At 65.8% G+C, this 21,454-nt stretch carries 23 protein-coding genes; 12 read left to right on the forward strand and 11 right to left on the reverse strand.

Translation table 11 applies throughout. The features are described from left to right. Positions 1-36: 36 nt before the first annotated feature. Together CHB74_RS12510 and CHB74_RS12515 are read left to right on the forward strand one after the other, a co-directional pair. The gene (locus CHB74_RS12510; protein WP_245842881.1) at positions 37-588 is read left to right on the forward strand and encodes a DUF3617 domain-containing protein; all 552 of its coding nucleotides are present in this window, start codon (positions 37-39) and stop codon (positions 586-588) included. 105 nt (positions 589-693) lie between these two features. Next, the gene (locus CHB74_RS12515) at positions 694-1,542 is read left to right on the forward strand and encodes a 2OG-Fe(II) oxygenase (protein WP_089219960.1); all 849 of its coding nucleotides are present in this window, start codon (positions 694-696) and stop codon (positions 1,540-1,542) included. A 91-nt stretch (positions 1,543-1,633) separates the two neighbouring features. Here the strand turns inward: CHB74_RS12515 and CHB74_RS12520 are convergent, their stop codons facing one another. Next, positions 1,634-1,909 (reverse strand): hypothetical protein, encoded by a 276-nt coding sequence (locus CHB74_RS12520; protein WP_089219961.1) that lies wholly within the window; start codon positions 1,907-1,909, stop codon positions 1,634-1,636. Positions 1,910-2,120: 211 nt separating this feature from the next. On the opposite strand from CHB74_RS12520, the gene hisC reads away from it, so the two are divergent. Together hisC and CHB74_RS12530 are read left to right on the forward strand one after the other, a co-directional pair. Next, entirely contained in the window at positions 2,121-3,221 is a 1,101-nt protein-coding gene (gene hisC / locus CHB74_RS12525) for a histidinol-phosphate transaminase (RefSeq protein WP_089219962.1), read from the forward strand. Continuing rightward, the gene (locus CHB74_RS12530; protein ID WP_089219963.1) at positions 3,221-4,129 is read left to right on the forward strand and encodes a prephenate/arogenate dehydrogenase family protein; all 909 of its coding nucleotides are present in this window, start codon (positions 3,221-3,223) and stop codon (positions 4,127-4,129) included. The genes hisC and CHB74_RS12530 overlap by 1 nt, the downstream gene beginning before the upstream one ends. A gap of 113 nt (positions 4,130-4,242) precedes the next feature. On the opposite strand, the gene CHB74_RS12535 is transcribed toward CHB74_RS12530, so the two are convergent. The 7 genes from CHB74_RS12535 to hisB all read right to left on the reverse strand — a co-directional run bounded on the left by CHB74_RS12535 (position 4,243) and on the right by hisB (position 9,360). After that, entirely contained in the window at positions 4,243-5,805 is a 1,563-nt protein-coding gene (locus CHB74_RS12535) for an amino acid permease (RefSeq protein ID WP_089219964.1), read from the reverse strand. Positions 5,806-5,907: 102 nt separating this feature from the next. Then, entirely contained in the window at positions 5,908-6,288 is a 381-nt protein-coding gene (locus tag CHB74_RS12540; RefSeq protein ID WP_089219965.1) for a histidine triad nucleotide-binding protein, read from the reverse strand. A 9-nt stretch (positions 6,289-6,297) separates the two neighbouring features. Next, the gene (locus CHB74_RS12545; protein ID WP_089219966.1) at positions 6,298-6,618 is read right to left on the reverse strand and encodes a phosphoribosyl-ATP diphosphatase; all 321 of its coding nucleotides are present in this window, start codon (positions 6,616-6,618) and stop codon (positions 6,298-6,300) included. 34 nt (positions 6,619-6,652) lie between these two features. Next, entirely contained in the window at positions 6,653-7,414 is a 762-nt protein-coding gene (hisF, locus tag CHB74_RS12550) for an imidazole glycerol phosphate synthase subunit HisF (RefSeq protein WP_089219967.1), read from the reverse strand. Continuing rightward, positions 7,411-8,145: a 1-(5-phosphoribosyl)-5-[(5-phosphoribosylamino)methylideneamino]imidazole-4-carboxamide isomerase gene (hisA, locus tag CHB74_RS12555; RefSeq protein ID WP_089219968.1), complete on the reverse strand. Its 735-nt coding sequence runs from the start codon at positions 8,143-8,145 to the stop codon at positions 7,411-7,413. The genes hisF and hisA overlap by 4 nt, the downstream gene beginning before the upstream one ends. Continuing rightward, positions 8,145-8,768 carry an imidazole glycerol phosphate synthase subunit HisH gene (gene hisH / locus CHB74_RS12560; protein ID WP_089219969.1) on the reverse strand — a complete coding sequence of 208 codons (624 nt, stop codon included), beginning with the start codon at positions 8,766-8,768 and terminating at the stop codon, positions 8,145-8,147. The genes hisA and hisH overlap by 1 nt, the downstream gene beginning before the upstream one ends. Continuing rightward, positions 8,758-9,360 carry an imidazoleglycerol-phosphate dehydratase HisB gene (gene hisB / locus CHB74_RS12565; protein WP_089219970.1) on the reverse strand — a complete coding sequence of 201 codons (603 nt, stop codon included), beginning with the start codon at positions 9,358-9,360 and terminating at the stop codon, positions 8,758-8,760. Before hisB ends, hisH begins: the two co-directional genes overlap by 11 nt. 79 nt (positions 9,361-9,439) lie before the next feature. On the opposite strand from hisB, the gene CHB74_RS12570 reads away from it, so the two are divergent. The 4 genes from CHB74_RS12570 (at position 9,440) to CHB74_RS12585 (ending at position 12,274) form a co-directional block, all read left to right on the forward strand. After that, entirely contained in the window at positions 9,440-9,925 is a 486-nt protein-coding gene (locus CHB74_RS12570) for an SspB family protein (protein ID WP_089219971.1), read from the forward strand. 87 nt (positions 9,926-10,012) lie between these two features. Further along, positions 10,013-11,419, forward strand: a complete 1,407-nt coding sequence (gene fumC, locus CHB74_RS12575) for a class II fumarate hydratase (protein WP_089220035.1) — start codon at positions 10,013-10,015, stop codon at positions 11,417-11,419. A 92-nt stretch (positions 11,420-11,511) separates the two neighbouring features. Then, positions 11,512-12,042, forward strand: coding sequence for a nuclear transport factor 2 family protein (locus CHB74_RS12580; RefSeq protein WP_089219972.1), 531 nt, complete (start codon positions 11,512-11,514; stop codon positions 12,040-12,042). 25 nt (positions 12,043-12,067) lie between these two features. Further along, complete coding sequence (locus CHB74_RS12585) at positions 12,068-12,274, forward strand: hypothetical protein (RefSeq protein ID WP_425442274.1); 207 nt, start codon at positions 12,068-12,070, stop codon at positions 12,272-12,274. Between the two features lie 58 nt (positions 12,275-12,332). On the opposite strand, the gene CHB74_RS12590 is transcribed toward CHB74_RS12585, so the two are convergent. Both CHB74_RS12590 and CHB74_RS12595 read right to left on the reverse strand, forming a co-directional pair. Further along, entirely contained in the window at positions 12,333-13,676 is a 1,344-nt protein-coding gene (locus tag CHB74_RS12590) for a sensor histidine kinase (RefSeq protein ID WP_089219973.1), read from the reverse strand. Further along, positions 13,666-15,069, reverse strand: a complete 1,404-nt coding sequence (locus tag CHB74_RS12595) for a sigma-54-dependent transcriptional regulator (RefSeq protein ID WP_089219974.1) — start codon at positions 15,067-15,069, stop codon at positions 13,666-13,668. Before CHB74_RS12595 ends, CHB74_RS12590 begins: the two co-directional genes overlap by 11 nt. A gap of 247 nt (positions 15,070-15,316) precedes the next feature. On the opposite strand from CHB74_RS12595, the gene CHB74_RS12600 reads away from it, so the two are divergent. From CHB74_RS12600 to CHB74_RS12615, 4 genes are read left to right on the forward strand one after another with little or no spacing between them, the layout of a single operon-like run. Beyond that, positions 15,317-16,645 carry an efflux RND transporter periplasmic adaptor subunit gene (locus tag CHB74_RS12600; RefSeq protein WP_089219975.1) on the forward strand — a complete coding sequence of 443 codons (1,329 nt, stop codon included), beginning with the start codon at positions 15,317-15,319 and terminating at the stop codon, positions 16,643-16,645. 5 nt (positions 16,646-16,650) lie between these two features. Then, the gene (locus CHB74_RS12605; protein ID WP_089219976.1) at positions 16,651-17,331 is read left to right on the forward strand and encodes an ABC transporter ATP-binding protein; all 681 of its coding nucleotides are present in this window, start codon (positions 16,651-16,653) and stop codon (positions 17,329-17,331) included. Further along, positions 17,328-17,813, forward strand: coding sequence for a Rid family hydrolase (locus CHB74_RS12610; protein ID WP_089219977.1), 486 nt, complete (start codon positions 17,328-17,330; stop codon positions 17,811-17,813). Before CHB74_RS12605 ends, CHB74_RS12610 begins: the two co-directional genes overlap by 4 nt. Beyond that, positions 17,813-20,317: an ABC transporter permease gene (locus tag CHB74_RS12615; RefSeq protein ID WP_089219978.1), complete on the forward strand. Its 2,505-nt coding sequence runs from the start codon at positions 17,813-17,815 to the stop codon at positions 20,315-20,317. Before CHB74_RS12610 ends, CHB74_RS12615 begins: the two co-directional genes overlap by 1 nt. A gap of 144 nt (positions 20,318-20,461) precedes the next feature. Here the strand turns inward: CHB74_RS12615 and CHB74_RS12620 are convergent, their stop codons facing one another. Continuing rightward, complete coding sequence (locus CHB74_RS12620; protein WP_089219979.1) at positions 20,462-21,433, reverse strand: alpha/beta hydrolase; 972 nt, start codon at positions 21,431-21,433, stop codon at positions 20,462-20,464. Between the last annotated feature and the right edge of the window lie 21 nt (positions 21,434-21,454).

Here is a 21,454-nt window from a genome sequence, read left to right on the forward strand (position 1 = left end):
TGTTGCCGCTTCGTTCGCAATCGTGGGGGCACCTCGATGAACTCTCGGATCCATTCTCGCACGCTGATTCTCGTTTCGCTGCTTGCGCTCGCCGCCTGCGGCAAGGCCACCGACAAGAAAGCCGAAGAGGCAGCGGAGGCGAGCCCGGCGCCCACCGTGGTCGATCAGGTGCGGATCAAGGCCGGGGCTTGGGATGCGACGACCGAAATCGTCTCGATGGAGATCAGCGGCGTCGATCCCGCGATGCTGAAATCGAATATCGGCCGCAAAACCAATTTCAAGAATTGCGTGACGCCCGAACAGGCCGAGCGCCCGCCGGCCGACTTCTTCGCCCATCCCGACGTCAAGAGCGGCAATTGCAAGTCGGAGAAGTTCGACATGGCGGGCGGCAAGCTCGACGCCGTCATCGTCTGCGACGCAGGCCAGGGCCAGAGCGGGCCGATGCGAATGGCGATGGCCGGCAACTACGATGCCGACGCTTATGATCTGACGATGACCATGACCGGCGAAGGCGCGCAAGGTGCCGGCGCGATGAAGATGGTCGTTCGGTCCAGCGGCCGCCATGTCGCCGACATGTGTGAAGGCTGAGGCAGGCGCCCCCATCGCGTCGATCGATGCAGCCGGGCCATTTCGGCCAGCGGCCGGTTGCTTTATACCACCAAGGGTCGCGAAGCGTGACGGAGGCAATGCCAGATGCCTGTCCTGACGGTACGTGAAGTTGGTAATTATCTTCATTTCGATGCGGACGAATGCCAGGCAGCGGGCGAAGCGCGCGCCGCGGCTTATGCTGCGGCCAACCCCTTTCCCCATGCGGTGATCGACGATTTCCTCGATGCCGGGCTGCTCCGCCGGGTGCTCAGCGAATTTCCGTCGACCACGGGGCGCAACCATTTCAACCGCGATCAGGAACGGCTGAAATATCAGTTCCATCCCAACACCGTCGAAAGCGGGCTGGTGCGCAACCTGCTGGCGGAGCTCAACAGCGATGCCTTCATCCGCTTCGTCGAGGCGATTTCAGGGATCAAAGGCCTGATTCCCGATCCCTATTATCTCGGCGGCGGCCTTCACGAGATTCGCACCGGCGGCCATCTGTCGGTGCATGCCGATTTCAACATTCACGGCCGGATGCAAGTCGAGCGGCGGCTCAACCTGCTGATCTATCTGAATGAAGACTGGCCGGAGGAATATGGCGGCAACCTCGAGCTGTGGGACAAGGAGATGAAGGCCCGCCAGCATTCGGTGGCGCCGCTGCTTGGCCGCGCCGTGCTGTTCAACACCGCGCTCGACAGTTTTCACGGCCACCCGGAGCCATTGGCCTGCCCGCCCGATCGCGCCCGCCGCTCGATCGCGCTTTATTATTACACGGCCTTCCCGGATGGCGCCGGGGCGGTGCCCGAACGCACCACCGTCTTCCGTCCGCGCCCCGGAACGCATGATCGCACCGACTGGCAGGTCAAGCGCCACCATTTCGTCAATGATTGGGTGCCCCGCCGATTGCAGCCGCTGACCCGCAAGGTGATGCGGCGCGTCGGTCTCGGCTGAGCCGCCTGACGATCGGAACACGCCGGCGCCTATCTAGGCGCCCTCGCGCAAGCCACCACCCGCCGCACATGCGCGGCGGGTGGCAGGTGCATCATAGCGCGCAGGGAGCGCCTTCGGCCGTGCCGCCGCAGGCGCCGATATTGGTGTTCGAACGGATATTTTCACGTTCGCGCCGCCATTCGCGCACGGTCTTGCAGGTTTTGTAGCTGGCCACCAGCGAACCGATCTTGTTGAACTTCTTGCAGACGATCCGATCCTCCTTGTCGCCCGCCCGTTCCGGCGCATCCACCGATTCGCGCGCCTGCGGTTCGGCCGACGCCTGCGTCGCCGCCATCAGCAAAGCCGCAGCAAACACAATTCGCAGCATTATCACTTCCCCAACTCATTTCCCGATGCGGGACTGACATGAATTTCAGCAGCGGTAAATATCATCTTTGCAGGCTTACGTCTGTTCTTTCGCCGACTTCGTTCCGCGTGGGAAATCAGCACGAACACGCGTCGGCGGCTTCATATGAACCTCATCGCCCGCACCTGCTTTGGGATGCAATTCGCGCAGCGCTGCGCTAAGGCCCCGGCCCATGACTGCGCCCAAGCCCAAGCCCTGGATCGACGCCATCGCGCCTTATGTGCCCGGCCGGTCCACCACCGATGACGGCCGCAAGGTCGCCAAGCTGTCGTCCAACGAAAATCCGCTCGGCACGGGCGATGCGGCGCGCGCCGCCTTCGCCGCCGGCGCGACATCGCTCGATCGCTATCCCGATGCCGGCGCGACGGCGCTGCGTGAACGGATCGCGGCGCATTACGGGCTCGATCCCGCGCGCGTGATCCACGGTACCGGGTCCGACGAAGTGCTCCACCTCGCCGCCGGCGCCTTTGCCGGTGTCGGCGATGAAGTGCTGTTCGTCCGCTACGGCTTCTCGGTCTATCCCATCGCCGCCCGCCGCGTCGGCGCGACCCCGGTCGAAGCACTCGACAAGGATTATGCGACCTGCGTCGATACGCTGCTGGCGCATGTCACCGAACGCACCCGCGTCGTCTTTCTCGCCAATCCCAACAACCCGACCGGCACCTTCCTGCCGCGTGGCGAACTGCTCCGGCTCCATGCCAGCCTGCCTTCGGATTGCCTGTTCGTCGTCGATCAGGCCTATGCCGAATATCTCGATCCGGCGGACGATGACGGCGCGTTCGAACTGGCGCAGAACGCGTCCAATGTTCTCGTCACCCGCACCTTCTCCAAGATTTTCGGGCTGGCAGCCGAACGGATCGGCTGGGGCTATGGCCCGGCGCCGGTGATCCAGGCGATGCACAAGATCCGCGCGCCGTTCAACGTCACCACCGCCGGCCAGATGGCCGCCATCGCCGCGCTCGACGACACCGCCTTCGTCACGCACAGCCGCGAGCATAATGATCGCTGGCGGGCCTGGCTGGAAAGCGAGATCGCCAGCCTTGGCAATGCCGGGCTGCGGGCGATTCCGTCCAAGGCGAACTTCATCCTCGTCCTGTTCGAAGGCAAGGTTTCGGCAGAGCAGGCCTATAAGGAGCTGATGGACCACGGCTATATCGTCCGCTGGCTGCCCGGCCAGGGCCTGCCACAGGCGCTCCGCATCACCATCGGCACGGAAGCAGAGACGCGCGGCCTTGCCGCCGCGTTGCGCCAGATCGTCGGCGAAGCGAACTGATGCTGCCCTTCGCGCGCGTCTCGATCATCGGGCTCGGGCTGATCGGCTCGTCGATCGCGCGCGCCGTGCGGCAGCATATGCCGACGGTGCAGCTGACGGGACATGACGGCGATCCCGCCGTTCGCCACCGCGCGCGCGAAATCGATCTGGTCGACGATATCGCCGACACGCCCGGCGCCGCCGTCACCGATGCCGATCTCGTCATCCTGTGCGTGCCCGTCGGCGCGATGGGCCCCGTGGCCGAAGCGATCGCGCCGGAGCTTCCCGCCGATGCCATCGTCAGCGATGTCGGATCGTCCAAGGCGGGCGTCGCGGCGGCGCTGGCCGCCGCCCTGCCCGGCGCCACCATCATCCCGGCCCACCCCGTCGCTGGCACCGAGAATAGCGGACCCGACGCGGGTTTCGCCTCGCTCTTCCACGGGCGCTGGTGCATCCTCACGCCGCCCGAAGGCGCATCGGAAGCAGCCGTCGCGCGTCTCGCCGCTTTCTGGGAAGGGCTTGGCGCCAAGGTCGAGACGATGGACGCGCGCCATCACGATCTCGTCCTCGCGGTGACGAGCCACCTGCCCCACCTGATCGCCTACACCATCGTCGGCACCGCCTCCGATCTCGAAGAGGTGACGCAGAGCGAGGTGATCAAATATTCGGCCGGCGGCTTTCGCGATTTCACCCGCATTGCCGCGTCCGATCCGACGATGTGGCGCGATGTCTTCATCGCCAACAAGGATGCGGTGCTGGAAATGCTCCAGCGCTTCTCCGAGGATATCACCGCGCTGCAGCGCGCGATCCGCTGGGGCGATGGCGACACGCTGTTCGAACTGTTCACCCGCACCCGCGCCATCCGCCGCTCGATCATCGAGCAGGGCCAGGACGATGCCCGCCCCGATTTCGGCCGCAGCCACGACTGAAAGATTGGGGAATTCGCGGCGACGACCCCACGTCGCCGCCACCCAGAATAGAAAAGGCCCGCCCCGGAACACACCGGAGCGGGCCTTTTCCTTGTGCTTGGGACGTCCGCCGATCAGGCGTTGAACGGCCGCTCCACCTCCTGCGGCGGCGGTGGGGCGTCCGCATCGGTTTCATGGACCTCGACCAGCCCGCGACCGAGATGGCTCGCGCGATAGCCATAAGCGAAATAGAGCAGCAGGCCCACGCCACCCCAGATCGGCAGCACCATCTGCGCCTCGAACGGCAGGCTCAGATAAAGGCCGACGCAGCCGATCACCGTCGCCGACGCGACGAGCCACAAGGCAGGCGTGCGGAACGGCCGGTGACGGTTGGGTTCGCGACGACGCAGCACGACGACGCAGATGGCGACGGCCACGAATGCCGCAAGCGTGCCGGCATTGGCGATATCAGCAAGCTTGCCGACCGGCAGGAACGCCGCCGCCAGCGTCACGCCGATGCCGGTGATCGCGGTGATGATGTGCGGCGTCTTCCACTTCGGATGGACGGTCGACAGCTTCTCCGGCAGCAAGCCGTCGCGCGACATCACGAAGAACATGCGCGTCTGGCCATAGATCATCACCAGGATGACCGACGGCAGCGCCAGGAAGGCGGCGAGGCCGATCAGATTGCCGAAATTGAGATAGCCGATCTCGCGCAGCACGTGCGCCAGCGCTTCCTTGGAACAGGACAACGGCTCATGACCAAGCGCCGCCAGCTCGGTGCAGCGCGCCGAAAGCCCGGCCGAACCCGGCGCCAGCCACTCGCCCATCGCACTCGTCACCGGCTGCGAGCCAAGCGGCGAGCCGATCGCACCGGCAGCGACGAGCATGTAGAAGACGGTGCAGATCGCAAGCGAACCGATCAGGCCGATCGGCACGTTGCGCTGGGGATTCTTGGTTTCCTCGGCGGCGGTCGAAACCGCGTCGAAGCCGACATAGGCAAAGAAGATCGAAGCCGCGGCGCCGATCACGCCGGCGCCGTTATGGCCGGCCCAGCCCATTGGCGTGAACGGCTCGAAATTCTCCATCTTCATGACCGGAATGGCGAGGACGATGAAAACGGTCAGCGCGGTCACCTTGATCGCGACGAGAACCGCGTTGACCCGCGCGCTCTCGGTCGTGCCGCGGATGAGGAGTCCGGTGATGAGCAGGGCGATGAACACCGCCGGCAGGTTGATGACGCCGCCCGCAAACGGGCCGGCGATCAATTCGGTTGGCAATTCAATCCCGAACCACCCCCGCAACTGCCCGACGAAATAGCCGGACCAGCCGACCGAAACGGCGGATGCGGCCACCGCATATTCCAGCACCAGCGCCCAGCCGACCAGCCAGGCCAGCATCTCGCCCATCACGGCATAGCTGTAGGTATAGGCCGATCCCGAAACCGGCAGCATCGAGGCGAGTTCGGAATAGCAGAGCGCGGCGACGGCGCAGACCGCGCCGGCGATGACGAAGCTGATCATCATGCCCGGCCCCGCCTTCTGCGCGGCTTCGGAGGTCAGCACGAAAATGCCGGTGCCGATGATGGCGCCCACCCCCAGCAGGGTGAGTTGCAATGCACCGAGCGATCGGTGCAGCGATTTCTTTTCTGCGGTACGCAGAATGGCGTCGAGCGGTTTGACGCGGCCAAATATCATTGAGGTGCTTCCCCGAGGCGATCGGAGCATGGCCACATCTGCGGTCATGACCGGAAATAATGTTGCAAAGAGCCTAAAGGCTAATCTTCACCACGCAACAGATTATGTGCGGGCGAGCATCGGCCCCAGCGGCCGGCCGGCGAAGATATGGACATGGAGGTGCGGCACCTCCTGATGGCTGTTGATCCCGCAATTGGCGAGCAGCCGATAGCCCGGCTCGACCAGCCCCGCTTCGCGCGCGACATGACCGACGGCCCTTACAAAACCGGCGATTTCCCTGTCTTCGGCGCGGGCCGAAAAATCGTCCCACGAAACATAGCGTCCCTTGGGGATCACCAACAGATGCGTCGGCGCCTGCGGGTTGATGTCGTGGAAGGCGAGCGCGAACTCGTCCTCATAAACGGTCTTGGCGGGGATTTCGCCGCGCAGGATGCGGGCGAAAATATTGTCGTCATCATAAGGTAGGGTGGCGTCGATCGGCATCCTTCGATCCTATTTTTGTGGGCGTGCCGCCTTTTCGGCGATCCCTGAAACGCCCTCTCGCCGGTCCAGCTCGGCCAGCACCTCGGCAAGCGGTACATCCATGTCGGCAAGCAGGACGGTAAGGTGGAACAGCAGGTCGGCTGCTTCCTTCACCAGTTCCTCGCGATCGTCGGCCATCGCCGCGATCACCGCCTCCACCGCTTCCTCGCCCAGCTTCTGGGCGATCTTGGGCCGCCCGCGCGCGAACAGCTTGGCGACATAGGATGCCGAAGGATCGGCGCCCTTGCGGCTTCGGATGGTCTGTTCGAGGCGGGAGAGCGTTTCAGCCATGATCTCTCCTGCCGCCCGCATCCGCCGCCGTCAATCAGGCGCGAACGGCGAGGCCCGCGTCGCGCAGCGCCGCGCGCGCCTCGGCGATCGAATGGTGCCCGAAATGGAAGATGGATGCCGCCAGCACCGCACTGGCATGGCCTTCAGTCACACCCGCGACCAGATGGTCGAGCGCGCCGACACCGCCGCTGGCGATCACCGGCACGCGCACGCGATCGGCAATCGCGCGGGTCAGCGCGAGGTCATAGCCGTCACGCGTGCCATCGCGGTCCATCGACGTGATCAGCAGCTCGCCCGCGCCCAGCTCGGCCAGCCGCACGGCATGGGCGACCGCGTCGATCCCGGTCGGCTTGCGCCCGCCATGGGTGAAAATCTCCCATTTGCCCGGCGCCACCGATCGCGCGTCGACCGCGCCGACGACGCATTGCGCGCCGAACCGTTCGGCCATTTCGGCCACCAGCTCCGGCCGCGCGACGGCGGCGGAATTGACCGCCACCTTGTCGGCGCCCGCCAGCAGCAACGCGCGCGCATCTTCCACCGCACGCACGCCGCCGCCCACGGTGAGCGGCATGAAGCACACCGCCGCCGTCCGTGCGACGACATCGAGGATCGTGCCGCGCCCTTCATGCGTCGCGGTGATATCGAGGAAACAGAGTTCATCGGCGCCGGCCGCGTCATAGATGCGGGCCTGTTCCACCGGATCGCCGGCATCGGCGAGATCGACGAAGTTCACGCCCTTGACGACCCGGCCGCCGGCCACGTCGAGGCAGGGGATGATCCGCGTGCGGACCGTCATCGGCCCCGCGCCACGTGCAGCGCCTCGGCCAGATCGAGCCGGCCGTCGTAAAGCGCGCGGCCGGTGATCACCCCTTCGATGCCTTCGCTTGCGCTGCGGGCAAGGTCCAGAATGTCGCCCAGATCGGCAACGCCGCCGCTGGCGATCACCGGGATATTGGTGTGGCGGGCCAGGTGCACGGTCGCATCGACATTGCAGCCCTTCAGCAAACCATCGCGGCCGACATCGGTGAACAGCAGGGCGGCGACGCCGGCATCGGCGAAGCGGTTGGCCAGTTCGATCACCGGCACGTCGGACACATCGGCCCAGCCATGCGTCGCGACGAACCCGTCGCGGGCATCGACGCCGACGACGATGCGGCCCGGCAGGTCGCGCGCGGCCTCGCGCACGAAATCGGGGTCGTCGAGCGCGGCCGAACCGATCACCACGCGATCGACCCCCAGCCCCAACCAGCGATCGACAGCCGCGCGATCGCGAATACCACCGCCCACCTGCACCTTGCCGGGAAAGGCCCGGATGATCGCTTCCACCGCATCGGCATTGATCGCGCGACCGGCAAAGGCGCCATCAAGATCGACGACATGCAGATGGTCCGCACCGGCGGCGGCGAACTTGCGCGCCTGATCGGCGGGGTCGTCGCCATAAACGGTGGCGCGGGCCATATCGCCTTCGGCCAGGCGGACGACCTGGCCGGCCTTGAGGTCGATGGCGGGAAAGACGATCAGCGACATCAGGGTTTCCAGGCAAGAAAGCGGGAGAGGAAGGCCAGCCCATAGGCCTGGCTCTTTTCCGGGTGAAACTGCACGCCGACGATCGTGTCGCGCGCCACCGCCGCCGTCACCGCGCCGCCATGGTCGGTGGTCGCGGCCAGATGCGCGGGATCCGTCACGTCGAAGGCATAGCTGTGGAGATAATAAGCCTCGCCGGCCTCGATCAGCCCGCACGTGCCCGTCGGGCGAACATCGTTCCAGCCCATGTGCGGCACCTTGAGCGCGGGATCGGCGGGCGCCAGCGCCCGCACCGTTCCGCCGATCCAGCCCAGCCCCGGATGGCGGCCATGTTCCTCGCCGGCATCGGCCAGCAACTGCATGCCCACGCAAATGCCCAGAAAGGGCCGGCCATTGGCCCGCACCGCCTCGTCCATCGCCGCGATCATGCCGGGAATGGAGGAAAGCGCGCCCATGCAGGCGGCAAAGGCGCCGACGCCGGGCAGGACGATCCGATCGGCCGTCCGCACCACGGCCGGATCGGCGGTCACGTCCACCGTCGCGGCACCGGCGGCCCGGAGCGCGTTTTCGACCGATTTCAGGTTGCCCGCGCCATAATCCACGAGCGCGATGCGCTCAGTTGCCATGGCCCCCCAGCGTCCCCTTGGTGGACGGCACCGCATCGGCCTTGCGCGGGTCGATCTCGACCGCGATGCGCAATGCGCGGGCCAGCGCCTTATAGGCGCTTTCGACGATATGATGGTTGTTGCGGCCGTAGAGAGTCTCGACGTGCAGCGTGATGCCGGCCGCCAGCGCGAAGCTGTGGAACCAGTGCTCGAACAGCTCCGAATCCATCTCGCCCAGCCGCGGCTGGCTCAGTTCGGATCGCCACACCAGATAGGGCCGCCCCGAAATGTCGATGGCGACGCGGGTCAGCGTCTCGTCCATCGGCGCATAGGCCGTGCCGTAGCGCGTGATGCCCTTGCGATCGCCCAGCGCCTTGGTCAGCGCCTCGCCGATCGCGATCGCGCTATCCTCCGCGGTATGGTGCTGGTCGATATGAAGGTCGCCCTTCACCTTGACCTTCAGGTCGATCAGCGAGTGGCGGGAAAGCTGCTCGACCATATGGTCGAGAAAGCCGATTCCGGTCGACACGTCGTAGCTGCCAGTCCCGTCGAGGTTCAGTTCGACAAGGATGTCGGTCTCGCTGGTCGTCCGCTTGATGGTGGCCGTACGCATGCGCGCCCTAATAGCGACGTTGCCCGATCACGCAACGCGCCTCTTGACCCTGAATGGGACAATGTTCACGAAGGTAGCTATGAACGACACGCCCGCAGACAGCCTGATTCCGTATGACGAGATCGTCCAGGAGGCCTTGCGCGCCGTTGTCGGCCGCGTGCTTGGCGAAGTTCAGGCCAATGGCGGCCTTCCCGGCCAGCACCATTTTTACATTACTTTCAAGACAGGTGCGCCGGGCGTCGATATCCCGCAGCACCTTGTCGAACGCTTCCCGGACGAGATGACGATCGTCATCCAGCATCGTTTCTGGGATCTCAAGGTGCGGCCCGACGGCTTCGAAGTCGGCCTCTCGTTCAACCAGGTCCCGTCGAAACTGGTGATTCCTTTCGCCGCCGTGACGGGCTTCGTCGATCCGGCCGTCAATTTCGCCCTGCAGTTCCAGGCGCAGGTCGAAGATGATGAAGAACCGCAGGAAACCGGCGCCGCCGGCAACGATGCGCCGATCGCCGAACCGATCGAGGACGGGTCGAACGTCGTCTCGGTCGATTTCACCCGCAAAAAATAATCGGGCCTTCCGCGCGGGCTGGAATATGCCGCGCGGCCTCGCCATCTCCTTGTCATCCGGCGCATTGCCGGGATGACGGAGACGCGCATGCCCGACAGCCGCATCGAAACCGACAGCATCGGCGCGATCGAGGTGCCGGCCGACGCTTATTGGGGCGCGCAGACCCAGCGGTCGATCGAGAATTTCCCCTTCGCCACGCAGGAACGGATGCCGATCGGCATCGTCCACGCGCTTGCCATCGTGAAGCAGGCGGCGGCGCGGGTGAATCGCCACCACGGCCTCGCCCCCGAAATCGCCGACGCGATCGATCAGGCGGCGGGCGAAGTGGCCGGCGGCAAGCTCGACGCGCAATTCCCGCTGGTCATCTGGCAAACCGGATCGGGCACCCAGACCAACATGAACGTGAACGAGGTGATCGCCGGCCGCGCGAACGAGATTCTCACCGGCCAACGCGGCGGCAAATCACCCGTCCATCCCAATGACGATGTGAATCGCGGGCAATCGTCGAACGACAGCTTTCCCACCGCGCTCCACATCGCCGCCGCGCTCGCGGTCGAACGGGCGCTGTTTCCCGCGCTCGACCGGCTGCACGCGGCGCTCGAAACCAAGGCGCAGGCGTGGGGCGGTATCGTCAAGATCGGCCGCACCCATTTGCAGGACGCGACCCCGCTCACCTTGGGCCAGGAATTTTCGGGCTATGCCCACCAGCTCTATCGCTGCCGCGCCCGAATCGAACCCGCCGTCCGCCACGGCATGGCGGCGCTGGCACAGGGTGGCACGGCCGTCGGCACCGGGCTCAACGCGCCCGCCGGCTTCGATGGAGATGTCGCCGCCGCGATCGCCGGGCTGACCGGCTTTCCCTTCCGCACCGCCGACAACAAGTTCGAGGCGCTCGCCTCCAACGATCCGCTCGTCCACTTGTCGGGCACGCTCAACACGCTTGCCGTCGCGCTCACCAAGATCGCCAATGATATACGCTTGCTCGGCTCCGGCCCGCGCTCCGGGCTGGGCGAACTCGATCTGCCCGCCAACGAGCCCGGCAGCTCGATCATGCCCGGCAAGGTCAACCCCACCCAGTGCGAGATGCTGACGATGGTCGCCGCCCAGGTGATCGGCAACCATCAGGCCGTCACCGTCGGTGGCATGCAGGGCCATCTCGAACTCAACGTGTTCAAGCCGCTGATCGGCGCCAATGTCCTGCGTTCGATCGATCTGTTGAGCGTCGGCATGGCCAGCTTCGCCGAACGCTGCGTCGAAGGGATCGAGGCCAATCGCACCCGCATTACCGAACTGCTCGATCGATCGCTGATGCTGGTGACCGCGCTCGCCCCCGAAATCGGTTATGACAATGCGGCCAAGATCGCCAAGCACGCCCATGCCAACGGTCTCACCCTGCGCGAGGCGGGTCTGGCGCTCGGCCTTGTCGACGCCGCCACCTTCGATCGCGTGGTCCGGCCGGAAACCATGGTGGGCGACAATTTAGCCCTAAAGTGACGGGCTTTCGCGACGCGGCCACGCGCTGCCGCCCGCTTGTTGCGCGGTGAGCCGGCCGGCGTTAGCCCAAGGCACGGATTCAGGAGAGCATCATGGCCTATACGCTGCAGCAACTTTCGGACTTCGAGGATATCCGGACCCTCAAGCACCGTTATTTCCGCGCGATCGACACCGCCGACATGGCGCTGCTCACCGACATGTTCACCGACGATATCGCCGTCGAATATCGCGGTGGCGGCTATAAGGTGAAGCTCGAGGGCCGCGAGAATATGCTGGTCTTCCTGGCAAACTCCTTCAACTCGGATTGCGCGGCCATGCACCAGGGCCACCAACCGGAAATCACGCTGACCGGCGACGATACGGCCGAAGGCATCTGGTATCTCGAGGACATCTTCGTGAACGTCGCGCATCGCACGCGCACGCACGGCACCGCCATCTATCGCGACCAGTATCGCCGGGTGGACGGCAAGTGGAAGCTTGCCCGCACCGAATATGATCGCGTGATCGAGTTCGTGGATACCTTCCCGGCCGACGTCGAGATCAAATCGAACATGCTCGCCAAGCAGGGCTTGAAACCGGCCGACCGCACCGACATCTCCAACATGATCTCCTGGGCGGCATAAGGCCGCCCCGGACAGGCGGGAGAAGATGATGATCGGCAAGCTGATCGGCGCGCTCGTGGGTCGGGAACTCGATCGGCGCGATGGCAGCAGCGGCGTCAAGGGCGCGGTGCTGGGCGCTGCGGTGGCGGGCGGTCTGCGCCGGCTCGGCCCGCTCGGTATCGCGCTGGGCGGCGCCTATGTCGCCAAGAAGGCCTATGATCGTCACCGCGAACGTCAGGCCCCACGCCCGTAACACGGATCAGCCGCAGCGGAGGCGCCCACGCGCTTCCGCTGCCGTCGGGCCGCTTTAGCTAGACAACAATCTCGAACCGCGCGCCCGTACCGGCTTCGGCCGGGGCGAGCGTGATCGCGCCGCCATGCGCGACGACGATCCGGCGCGCGAGGCTCAGCCCAACGCCGGTTCCCGCTTTCTTGGTGGTGAAGAAGGGCAGGAACACGTCGTCGCGAAACTCCGACGCGATACCGGGACCATTATCGCTGATCGCGATCAGCGTCCGGCCGCCCGGCACGGGCTCCATCCGCAACCGCACCTCGGCAGCGTCGGCATGGCCCTCCCCCGCCTCAGCGCCATTTTTGACGAGGTTGATCGCCACCTGCGCCAACAGGTCGGGATCGCCGTCGAGCAGCAGATCGTCGGGCTGTACCTCGATCGCGAGCCGCGCGGCCTTGCCCTGATCGGATGCCGCGAACAGCCGGCCGATCTCCTCCGCCCATGGCCGCGCGGCGAAGCGGCGCACGGTCACTTCGGGCGTGCGGATGAACTGGCGGTAGGTTTCCACGAAATGCATGATGCCGGCCGCACGCCGCGCCAGCGTCTCCACCGCCGTGCGGGCATCGGCGATCGCGGGATCGCTGCCATCGTCAATCTCCTCCATCAGCCCGGCAGCACTTGCCGCGAGCGAGGTGACGGGCGTCATCGAATTCATGATTTCATGCGTCAGCACGCGGACGAGATCGGCCTGCGCCCCGATTTCGACGGCGTTGAGTTCGCCCTGAATCGGCTGCACCGAAATCAGCCGCATGCCCTGCCCCGTGCGCGATACGCCGGCCGCCACCAGCATCGCGCGCTGCGCCGCGCCGTCGATCAGCATCGTCGTCAGCCGCCGCTGGCCGGGCTGCATCGCCTCGAGCGCGCTGACGAAGGTCGATCCGTGAATCGCGAAATCGGCCCGGCGCACGCCGGCCACCCGGCGGAACAGCTTGCGCGCGGCCTTGTTGACGAGGTCGATCCGCCCTTCATCATCGATCGTCAGCAAGGCGACCGGTGATTCGTCGACCAGCGCGGCCGCGAAGCGCCCCTCGTCGGCGATCGCCATGCGCTCCTCACGCAGCCGACGCATCGCGGCGTCGAGCGTCCGGCCGAGTTCATCGAAGCCGCTGCCGGTGCCCTCACGCGCGAAAGCCTGCGAAAGATCGCCGTGCAGCACGCTTTCCACGAACCGCGACAATTCCACATTGGTCCGCCGGATATGCGCCCACAAAAAGCCGATGGCGATGGCGACGCCGATCCCGGCGACGATCCGCGCCGCGCCCAGGGCGGGCTGGTGGAGCGTCCAGACGAAGGCGAGCGCCAGCGCGACGATCAGCGCGACGCGCCAGGCCAGCCCCCAGGCGAAAGCGCGCTCAAAGCCCATGCTTTTCCATCCGCCGATAGAGCGAGCCCCGGGTCAGCCCCAATTCGGTCGCCGCGGCCGAGATATTATAGGCATGTTTCTTCAACGCCCGTTCGATCATCTGGCGTTCGGCCCGCTCGAGATTCAGGTCTTGCGGGGGCGGCGGCGAAGCCTCGGCCGAAAGGCGAACGCTCGCCCCGCCGGCGCGCGGCAGGGGGAAATCGGCGGCGGCAAAGGCATTACCATCGGCCAGCACCACCGCGCGTTCCGCCGCATGGCGCAGCGCGCGGACATTGCCCGGCCAGTCATAAGCGACCAGTTCGGCCAGAAGATCGGCCGGCAAGGCCCGCTCGGGCTTGCCATATTTCCGCGCATAGAAACGCAGGAAGTGATCGAGCAGCAGGGGAATATCCTCACGCCGGCGGCGCAGCGGCGGCAATTCGATCTCCACCGTGTTCAGCCGGAACAACAGGTCGGGCCTGAACACCGCCTCATCGGCCAGCCGGTCGGGCGCCAGATTGGTGGCGGCGACGATGCGGACGTTGAAATCGACCGGCCGGTTCGCCCCCACCGGCGTCACCTTGCGCTGTTCCAGCGCGGTCAGCAGCTTGGGCTGCAGGTGCAGCGGCAGATTACCCACCTCGTCCAGAAACAGCGTACCGCCATCGGCCGCCTGCATCCGGCCGACGCGATCGCTGCGCGCGTCGGTGAAGGCGCCTTTGACATGGCCGAACAGTTCGGATTCGAACAGATTGTCGGCCACCGCGCCCAGATCGACTGACAGCATGACGCCATCGGCGCGGCGCGAGCGGCGGTGAATCTCCCGCGCCACCAATTCCTTGCCGGTGCCATTCTCGCCCAGAATCAGCACATTGGCGTCGGTCGGCGCGGCGCGTTCGATCAGCGACAGGACATGCGACATGGCCGGCGATTGCCCCAGCAGCGGGGTCTCGCCCCCCGCCGGCGGCGCGGCGATCGCCGCCACCTTGGCCTTTTCCACCCCGGTTTCGCGGCGCGAGGCGCGCAGCTGCGCCGCCGTTCGCACCGTCGCCAGCAACCGTTCGTTCGCCCAGGGCTTGGTCACGAAATCGGTCGCGCCCTGCTTCATCGCGTTGACCGCCACCTGCACGCCGCCATGCGCGGTGATCAGCACGATCACCGCCTGCGGATCGACCTCCAGCATCCGGCCAAGCCAGCGAAATCCTTCGGCGCCGTCGGTGGCCCCGCGCGCGAAATTCGCGTCGAGCAGGATCACATCGGGCGCGCGGGTCCGCATCAGCGCCAGCGCCTCGTCGGGCTGCGTCGTGGTCACCACCTCGCCGAACAGCTGGCGCAGCAGGAGGCGTGCGGCGAGGAGGATATCCTCATCGTCGTCGACGACCAGACACAGGTCGAAAGGCTTGTCGCTGGCCATGCTCACTCCCCGATGCGGCCGCCCTTTCTTAAGGGCTGTCCGAAAACGGACAATCAAATTGCGTGCCAGTCGGTGAGCGACGCAAATCCCGCGATTTCCGGACGTTTTGCGCACGCCCGCCCGCATATTGTCCGTTCGCGGACAGTCGCAATGTCCGAAACCGGACAACGCCGCTGTAACGATTGCCGGAATATCCGCGATTTTCAGGGTGTAGAGTGACTGGCACGCACCTTGCGACGGCAGCGGCATGTCTGTCGTCACCCTCAAATCGAACGAACCCAGCGGTCCATCGGGCGCGCCCTCCGGCGGCGGCATGGATCGCGTGGTCGAAAAGAAGCGGGTTTCGCCGCGCGTGAAGCTCGGCATCGCCGCCGGCGTGGCGCTGAGCGCGCTGACCGGCTTCTGGGTGCTCGCCCCATCGGGGGACAGCCAGACGGTCGCCGCCGCGCGCCTCTCGATCGGCGAGGTGCGGCAGGGCGTGTTCGACGATTTCCTGCCGCTGCGTGCCCGCGTCACCCCGCTCGTCACCGTCTTTCTCGACGCGGTCGAAGGCGGCCGGGTGGAAAAGGTGCTGGTCGAAGACGGCGCGACCGTCGCCAAGGGCCAGCTGCTCGCCGTCCTGTCCAACGCCGATCTGCAACTGTCGGTGCTCGCGCGGCAGACCGAAGTCACCGAACAGCTCAACAATATGCGCAGCCAGGAACTCGCGCTCGAACGCAACCGGCTCGACAATCAGCGCGCGATCATCGAATCGGATGCCGCCGCCGCCAAGGTCCACCGCCAATATGAGCGCGAAGCCGCGCTCGTCGAAAAGGGCTGGGTGGCGAAGAAGACCTTTGCCGACACCGCCGAGGATTATCGCTTCCAGCAGCGCCGCGCCGCCGTGCTGCGCACCGCGCAGGCGACGGACGAACGGCTGCAATCGCAACAGCTCGCCCAGCTGCGCAGATCAGCCGAATCGCTGCAGGCGAGCCTCGGCATCGCCAATGCCAATCTCGATGCGCTCAACCTGCGCGCGCCGGTGGCAGGCCAACTCACCGCTTTCTCCATCCAGGTCGGCCAGTCGATGAACCAGGGCGAACGGCTGGGCCAGATCGACAGCCCCGGCCGCAACAAGCTGGTCGCCGGCGTCGACGAATATTATCTCGGCCGCGTCGCCCCCGGCCAGCGCGTCGCGCTCGATCATGGCGGCAAGACCTATCGGCTCAAGGTCGCCAAGATCTATCCGCAGGTCCGCGACGGCCAGTTCGAGGTCGACCTGCAATTCGTCGGCGCGGAACCGTCGGGCATCCAGCGCGGCCAGACGCTGCAGGCGAAGCTGACGCTGAGCGATCCCACGCCCGCACGGATCGTGCCCAACGGCGCTTATTACAACGATACCGGCGGCGCCTGGGTGTTCGTCGTCGCGCCCGACGGCAAGAGCGCCGAAAAGCGCAATGTCCGCCTCGGCCGCCGCAATGCCGATTTCATCGAAGTACTCGACGGGCTCGAACCCGGCGAACGCGTCATCACCTCGCCCTATACGGGCCTCGTCGACAAGGCGCGGCTCGATCTCGACACCTCGGACAAGGACTGAAGCCGATGCTGAGCCTGCGCAACCTTTCCCGCACCTATCGCACCGACACCGTCGAAACGACCGCGCTCGACGCGATCGACCTCGACATTCTCGACGGCGAATTCCTTGCCATCATGGGGCCTTCGGGTTGCGGGAAATCGACCCTGCTCAACATTCTCGGCCTGCTCGACAGCCCGACCGGCGGTTCCTATCGCTTCCGCGAGCATGAAGTGGCGGGGCTGCCCGAACCCAAGCTCGCCGATATCCGCAAGCGCCATATCGGCTTCATCTTCCAGAGCTTCAATCTGGTCGACGAGCTGTCGGTCCGCGAAAATGTCGAGCTCGCCTTGCTCTATCACGGCATCCCGGCTGCCGAACGCCGCAAGCGGGTCGATCAGGTGATGGATCGCGTCGGCATCGCGCATCGCGCCGATCACCGGCCGAGCCAGCTTTCGGGTGGCCAGCAACAGCGCGTCGCGGTCGCCCGCGCGGTCGTCGGCAAGCCGGCGCTCGTCCTTGCCGACGAACCGACCGGCAATCTCGACACCCAGCATGGCGAAGAGGTGATGCACATGCTGCAGGCGCTCAATCGCGACGGCACCACCATCGTCATGGTCACCCACTCGCCCGCCCATGCCGATTATGCCAGCCGCGTCGTCAACATGCTCGACGGCCGCGTGCTCGTCGAACGGCGCCGCGCGGCATGATCCGCTGGCGGCCCGCCTTCGCGCTCCCGATCGCGCTCCTGCCCGTCGCGGCCCAGGCCGGTGCGCGGCAGGATGCGACGGTGCTGATGGCCACGCATCCCGAAGCCCGCGCCTTTCAGGAACGCTACGGCTTTGCGGATGCCGTTATCGCCGGCGATACCATCTATCTTTCGGGCATAGTCGCCGGCGCGGCGCCGGGCGAAAAGGATCTGTCGGCCGCCTATGAACGCGCCTATCGCCAGATCGGCGATGTACTGAAGCGCGCTGGCGCCAGCTGGGACGATGTTGTCGACATCACCAGCTTCCACACCGATGTGTCGGCCCAGCTCGACGCGATGGCGGCCGTCCAGCGCAAATATATCCGTGCACCCTTTCCGGCCTGGACGGCGATCGACGTCGATCGCCTCGTCCCCGATGACGGGCTGACCGAAATCAAGATCGTGGCGCGGCGTGCCGCCGCCCCCCAGCAGGGAGAGCGCTGATGTGGCGCAATTATCTCACCGTCGGCGTGCGTTCGCTGGCGAAGAACCGGGCCTATGCGCTCATCAACATTCTCGGCCTCGCCATCGGCATGGCGGCCTGCATCCTGATCCTGCTCTTCGTCCGCTACGAATTCACCTATGATCGTTTCCTCGGCAATGCCGAGAACACCTACGAGCTGCAGTCCTTCTACACCTCGCGCGAGACGGGGCAGCAATTCAACATCCAGATGACCTCCTATGTCGCCGGCACGATGTTGAAGAAGGATTTTCCGCAGGTCGAAAAGTCGGTCTTCGCGCTCAGTTCGAGCCCCGTCGTGCTGAAGGAGGGGCAGGCCACCGCCGCCAATGACATCCTGATGGTGGATGGGCCCTTCTTCGATATCGTCCAGTTCCCGTTCGCCGTGGGCAACCCGGCCACGGCGCTGGCGCAAGCAGGCTCGGTCGTCCTCACCGAGGCGGAAGCGGTCAAGCGCTTCGGCACCACCAACATCATCGGCCAGACGATGACGATGGTCACCCGTGGCCGGACGATGGATTTCCGCGTCACCGGCATCGTCAAGAATCCGCCCAAGAATAGCAGCTTCAACCTGACGATCGTCGCCCGCATCGATCCGGTCAGCTTTTTCTCCGAACAGCCCGAATTCATGCGCGAATGGGGCTGGCAATCGGGCTGGGTGTTCGTGCAGCTCAAGCCCGGCACTGATCCCAAGACGCTGCAGGCGCAGTTCCCGGCCTGGGAAAAGCGCAACATCGCCGACGAGAATGTCGGTGATCTCCGCTACAATGCGGGTGACGAGCAGGATTGGCGTCTGGTCAATGTCCGCGACATCCACCTCGGCGAAGCGCAGGGCGCGGCGATGTCGCCGGGCAATGACGAACGCACCGTCTACACCTTCGCGGTGATCGCGCTGCTCATCCTCGGCATGGCCTGCGTCAACTTCACCAACCTCGCCACCGCGCGCGCCAGCCAGCGCGCCCGCGAAGTCGCGCTGCGCAAGGTGCTCGGCGCCAATCGCCGCCAGCTGATCGGCCAGTTCGTCGGCGAATCGATCCTCGTCGCGGCGATCGCGATGCTGGTCGCTTTGGCGCTGGCGGAATTGCTGCTGCCGCTGTTCTCCAACTTCCTCGATGCCCGCCTGCAGCTCCGTTATTTCGGCGCCGATGGCGTGTTGCTGCCGATCGTCGGGCTGGTCATTGTCGTCGGCGTGGCCGGCGGCCTCTATCCGGCTTTCGTCCTCTCCCGCTTCCAGCCGGCCCGCGTGCTCAAGGCCAATCGTTCGGCGGCGGACACCGAAGGCTCGGGGCGGCTGCGCAGCATCCTCGTCGTCGGCCAGTTCGCGGTGTCGATCGGCCTGATCATCTGCACAGCGATCATCTATGCGCAGACCATGTATGCGCAGAGCGTCGATCCCGGCTATCGCCGCGACGGCATCCTGCAGGTCGAGGATTTCGGCCGCCGCCAGATCGAAAGCCGGCGGGAAACATTGAAGGATGAAATTCGCCGCGTCGAAGGCGTCACCCTGGTCGCCGGCACCGGCATGGGCGTGAACACCCGCAACAATAGCAGCCGCGGTTTCCAGATCCCCGGCCGCCGCGAATTCGTGACCATCGGCACCTATGCCGCCGATCCCGAATGGGTGGACGCGATGGGCATCCGCATGCTCGCCGGCCGCAAGCTCGATCGTAACCGTCCGGCGGATGATGCCACCGTCCCCTTCCCCGAAGATCCGGTGGCCGAACAGGCGCTCGCCCGGCGCGGCGTCAACGCGGTGGTCAATGCGCTCGCCGCCCGCCGCCTCGGCTTCGCCACGCCTGCCGATGCGGTGGGCAAGACCGTCCACACCAGCATGGTCGACAGCGAAAAATATGGCCTGACCCCGGTCACCATCGTCGGCGTGATGGACGATTCGCGCTTCCGGTCGATCCGCACGCCGATCGATCCGATGATGATCACCCGCAACGACAACAATGCCGACGTGCTGGTCGTGCGCTACACTGGCGATCCGCGCGCCGTGCGCGATCGCATCGAACAGGCGTGGAAGAAGATCGTGCCCGATGCCCCGTTCGAAGCGAATTTCAGCGAGGATATCGTACGCGAGCTTTACGCCAAGGAAGCGGCCCGCGCCCAGATGTTCGCCGCCTTCGCGGTGCTCGCGGTCGTCGTCGGCTGCCTCGGGCTGTTCGGGCTTGCCACCTTCACCGCCGAACGCCGCACCAAGGAAATCGGCATTCGCAAGGTGTTGGGGGCCCGCACGCGCGATATCGTCCGCCTGCTCGTCTGGCAGTTCAGCCGGCCGGTGCTGATCGCCAACCTTATCGCCTGGCCGGTCGCCTGGTGGGTGATGCGCGATTGGCTCAACAGCTTCGACAGCCGGATCGCGCTGGGGCCGACGCCCTTCCTGCTCGCCGGTGCGCTGGCGCTGGCGATCGCGGTGGCCACGATCGGCAGCCACGCCTTCCGCGTCGCGCGCGCCAACCCGATCCACGCGCTCCGCTACGAATAGCCCTTATCTTTCGGAGCGGCGCATCGCCCTGTCCGCCCACCGGCGGGCGGGGCGATCGCGTTTCTTGACCTTGATCGCTTGAAGCGAACCTGATTCACGATCTCGGCGGACGCGCCTGGCGCCTCCGCCTCGAACGATCAGGTGCTAGCGCAGCGTGGCGAGGAACTTCAGCATCAGCGTGGTCACGGCTTCGGGCTGTTCCATCTGCACCAGATGGCCGGCGCCCGGCAGCATCTCCACCGCACGAACATCGGCATGGTGGAGCTTGATCGCGCCCAGCGGATCCTCGCCATGGAATCCTTCCAGATCGACGTCATTTTCGGTGCCGATGAAGAAGAAGGGGGCCTGCGTTTTCACCCCTTCATAGGCCCGGCGCTGTTCCCAGCGCAGGTCCATCGCGCGATACCAGTTGAGCCCGCCGGTGAAGCCCGAGCGGCTATATTCGGACACATAATATTCCATGTCGCATTCGCCCATCCAGTCCCACGGCAGCGCCGGCGGATTGGGCAGCGCGGTGCGATAGGCGGTGCCGGGCGGGTAATTCCACATATCGAGCAGATGGTGCGATCCGCTCAGGCCCCACAGCACCGCCGTCAGGAAATCGCGGGGATCCTTGTCGAGCGCCGCATCGGCCAGCCCCGGCTCGTCGACGAAATAATGGATATGCGAAAAATGCTTCGCCGCCATCTCGGCCGCTTCCTTCAGCGGCGAAAGATCGGGCAGATGCGGCGTGTGCGGGTTCTGCAGGCCGATGATCCCCGCCACCCGTTCGGGATGGCGCACCGCCAGATCGTAGATCGCGAACACCCCGAAATCGAGGCCGGCGAACACCGCCTTCTCCTCGCCCAGATGGTCGAGCAGCCCAACCAGATCGCCCACCGTGTGCGTGCAATCATAAGCGGCGGGGTCGGCCGGCGCATCGGTCTGGCCCATGCCGCGCATGTCGGGCGCGACGACGCGCCATCCAGCCTTGGCGATCGCCGGAATCTGGTGCCGCCAGCTATACCAGAGGTGGGGAAAGCCATGGGCAAGGATGACCAGCGGCCCTTCCCCCTGTTCCACATAATGCATGTCGATGCCGTTCACGCGCGCGCGGCGATGCATCCATTCGGCCATCGTCTCAATCCCTTTTGCTGA

This window comes from Edaphosphingomonas laterariae, from assembly GCF_900188165.1.
In the GTDB taxonomy this organism is placed as follows: domain Bacteria; phylum Pseudomonadota; class Alphaproteobacteria; order Sphingomonadales; family Sphingomonadaceae; genus Sphingomonas_E; species Sphingomonas_E laterariae.

Excerpts from the sequence above, each read along its gene's own strand:
- CHB74_RS12510 (WP_245842881.1), top strand. The coding sequence starts at position 37 with ATGAACTCTCGGATCCATTCTCGCACGCTGATTCTCGTTTCGCTGCTT.
- CHB74_RS12515 (WP_089219960.1), top strand. The coding sequence starts at position 694 with ATGCCTGTCCTGACGGTACGTGAAGTTGGTAATTATCTTCATTTCGAT.
- CHB74_RS12520 (WP_089219961.1), bottom strand. The coding sequence starts at position 1,909 with ATGCTGCGAATTGTGTTTGCTGCGGCTTTGCTGATGGCGGCGACGCAG.
- hisC (WP_089219962.1), top strand. The coding sequence starts at position 2,121 with ATGACTGCGCCCAAGCCCAAGCCCTGGATCGACGCCATCGCGCCTTAT.
- CHB74_RS12530 (WP_089219963.1), top strand. The coding sequence starts at position 3,221 with ATGCTGCCCTTCGCGCGCGTCTCGATCATCGGGCTCGGGCTGATCGGC.
- CHB74_RS12535 (WP_089219964.1), bottom strand. The coding sequence starts at position 5,805 with ATGATATTTGGCCGCGTCAAACCGCTCGACGCCATTCTGCGTACCGCA.
- CHB74_RS12540 (WP_089219965.1), bottom strand. The coding sequence starts at position 6,288 with ATGCCGATCGACGCCACCCTACCTTATGATGACGACAATATTTTCGCC.
- CHB74_RS12545 (WP_089219966.1), bottom strand. The coding sequence starts at position 6,618 with ATGGCTGAAACGCTCTCCCGCCTCGAACAGACCATCCGAAGCCGCAAG.
- hisF (WP_089219967.1), bottom strand. The coding sequence starts at position 7,414 with ATGACGGTCCGCACGCGGATCATCCCCTGCCTCGACGTGGCCGGCGGC.
- hisA (WP_089219968.1), bottom strand. The coding sequence starts at position 8,145 with ATGTCGCTGATCGTCTTTCCCGCCATCGACCTCAAGGCCGGCCAGGTC.
- hisH (WP_089219969.1), bottom strand. The coding sequence starts at position 8,768 with ATGGCAACTGAGCGCATCGCGCTCGTGGATTATGGCGCGGGCAACCTG.
- hisB (WP_089219970.1), bottom strand. The coding sequence starts at position 9,360 with ATGCGTACGGCCACCATCAAGCGGACGACCAGCGAGACCGACATCCTT.
- CHB74_RS12570 (WP_089219971.1), top strand. The coding sequence starts at position 9,440 with ATGAACGACACGCCCGCAGACAGCCTGATTCCGTATGACGAGATCGTC.
- fumC (WP_089220035.1), top strand. The coding sequence starts at position 10,013 with ATGCCCGACAGCCGCATCGAAACCGACAGCATCGGCGCGATCGAGGTG.
- CHB74_RS12580 (WP_089219972.1), top strand. The coding sequence starts at position 11,512 with ATGGCCTATACGCTGCAGCAACTTTCGGACTTCGAGGATATCCGGACC.
- CHB74_RS12585 (WP_425442274.1), top strand. The coding sequence starts at position 12,068 with ATGATGATCGGCAAGCTGATCGGCGCGCTCGTGGGTCGGGAACTCGAT.
- CHB74_RS12590 (WP_089219973.1), bottom strand. The coding sequence starts at position 13,676 with ATGGGCTTTGAGCGCGCTTTCGCCTGGGGGCTGGCCTGGCGCGTCGCG.
- CHB74_RS12595 (WP_089219974.1), bottom strand. The coding sequence starts at position 15,069 with ATGGCCAGCGACAAGCCTTTCGACCTGTGTCTGGTCGTCGACGACGAT.
- CHB74_RS12600 (WP_089219975.1), top strand. The coding sequence starts at position 15,317 with ATGTCTGTCGTCACCCTCAAATCGAACGAACCCAGCGGTCCATCGGGC.
- CHB74_RS12605 (WP_089219976.1), top strand. The coding sequence starts at position 16,651 with ATGCTGAGCCTGCGCAACCTTTCCCGCACCTATCGCACCGACACCGTC.
- CHB74_RS12610 (WP_089219977.1), top strand. The coding sequence starts at position 17,328 with ATGATCCGCTGGCGGCCCGCCTTCGCGCTCCCGATCGCGCTCCTGCCC.
- CHB74_RS12615 (WP_089219978.1), top strand. The coding sequence starts at position 17,813 with ATGTGGCGCAATTATCTCACCGTCGGCGTGCGTTCGCTGGCGAAGAAC.
- CHB74_RS12620 (WP_089219979.1), bottom strand. The coding sequence starts at position 21,433 with ATGGCCGAATGGATGCATCGCCGCGCGCGCGTGAACGGCATCGACATG.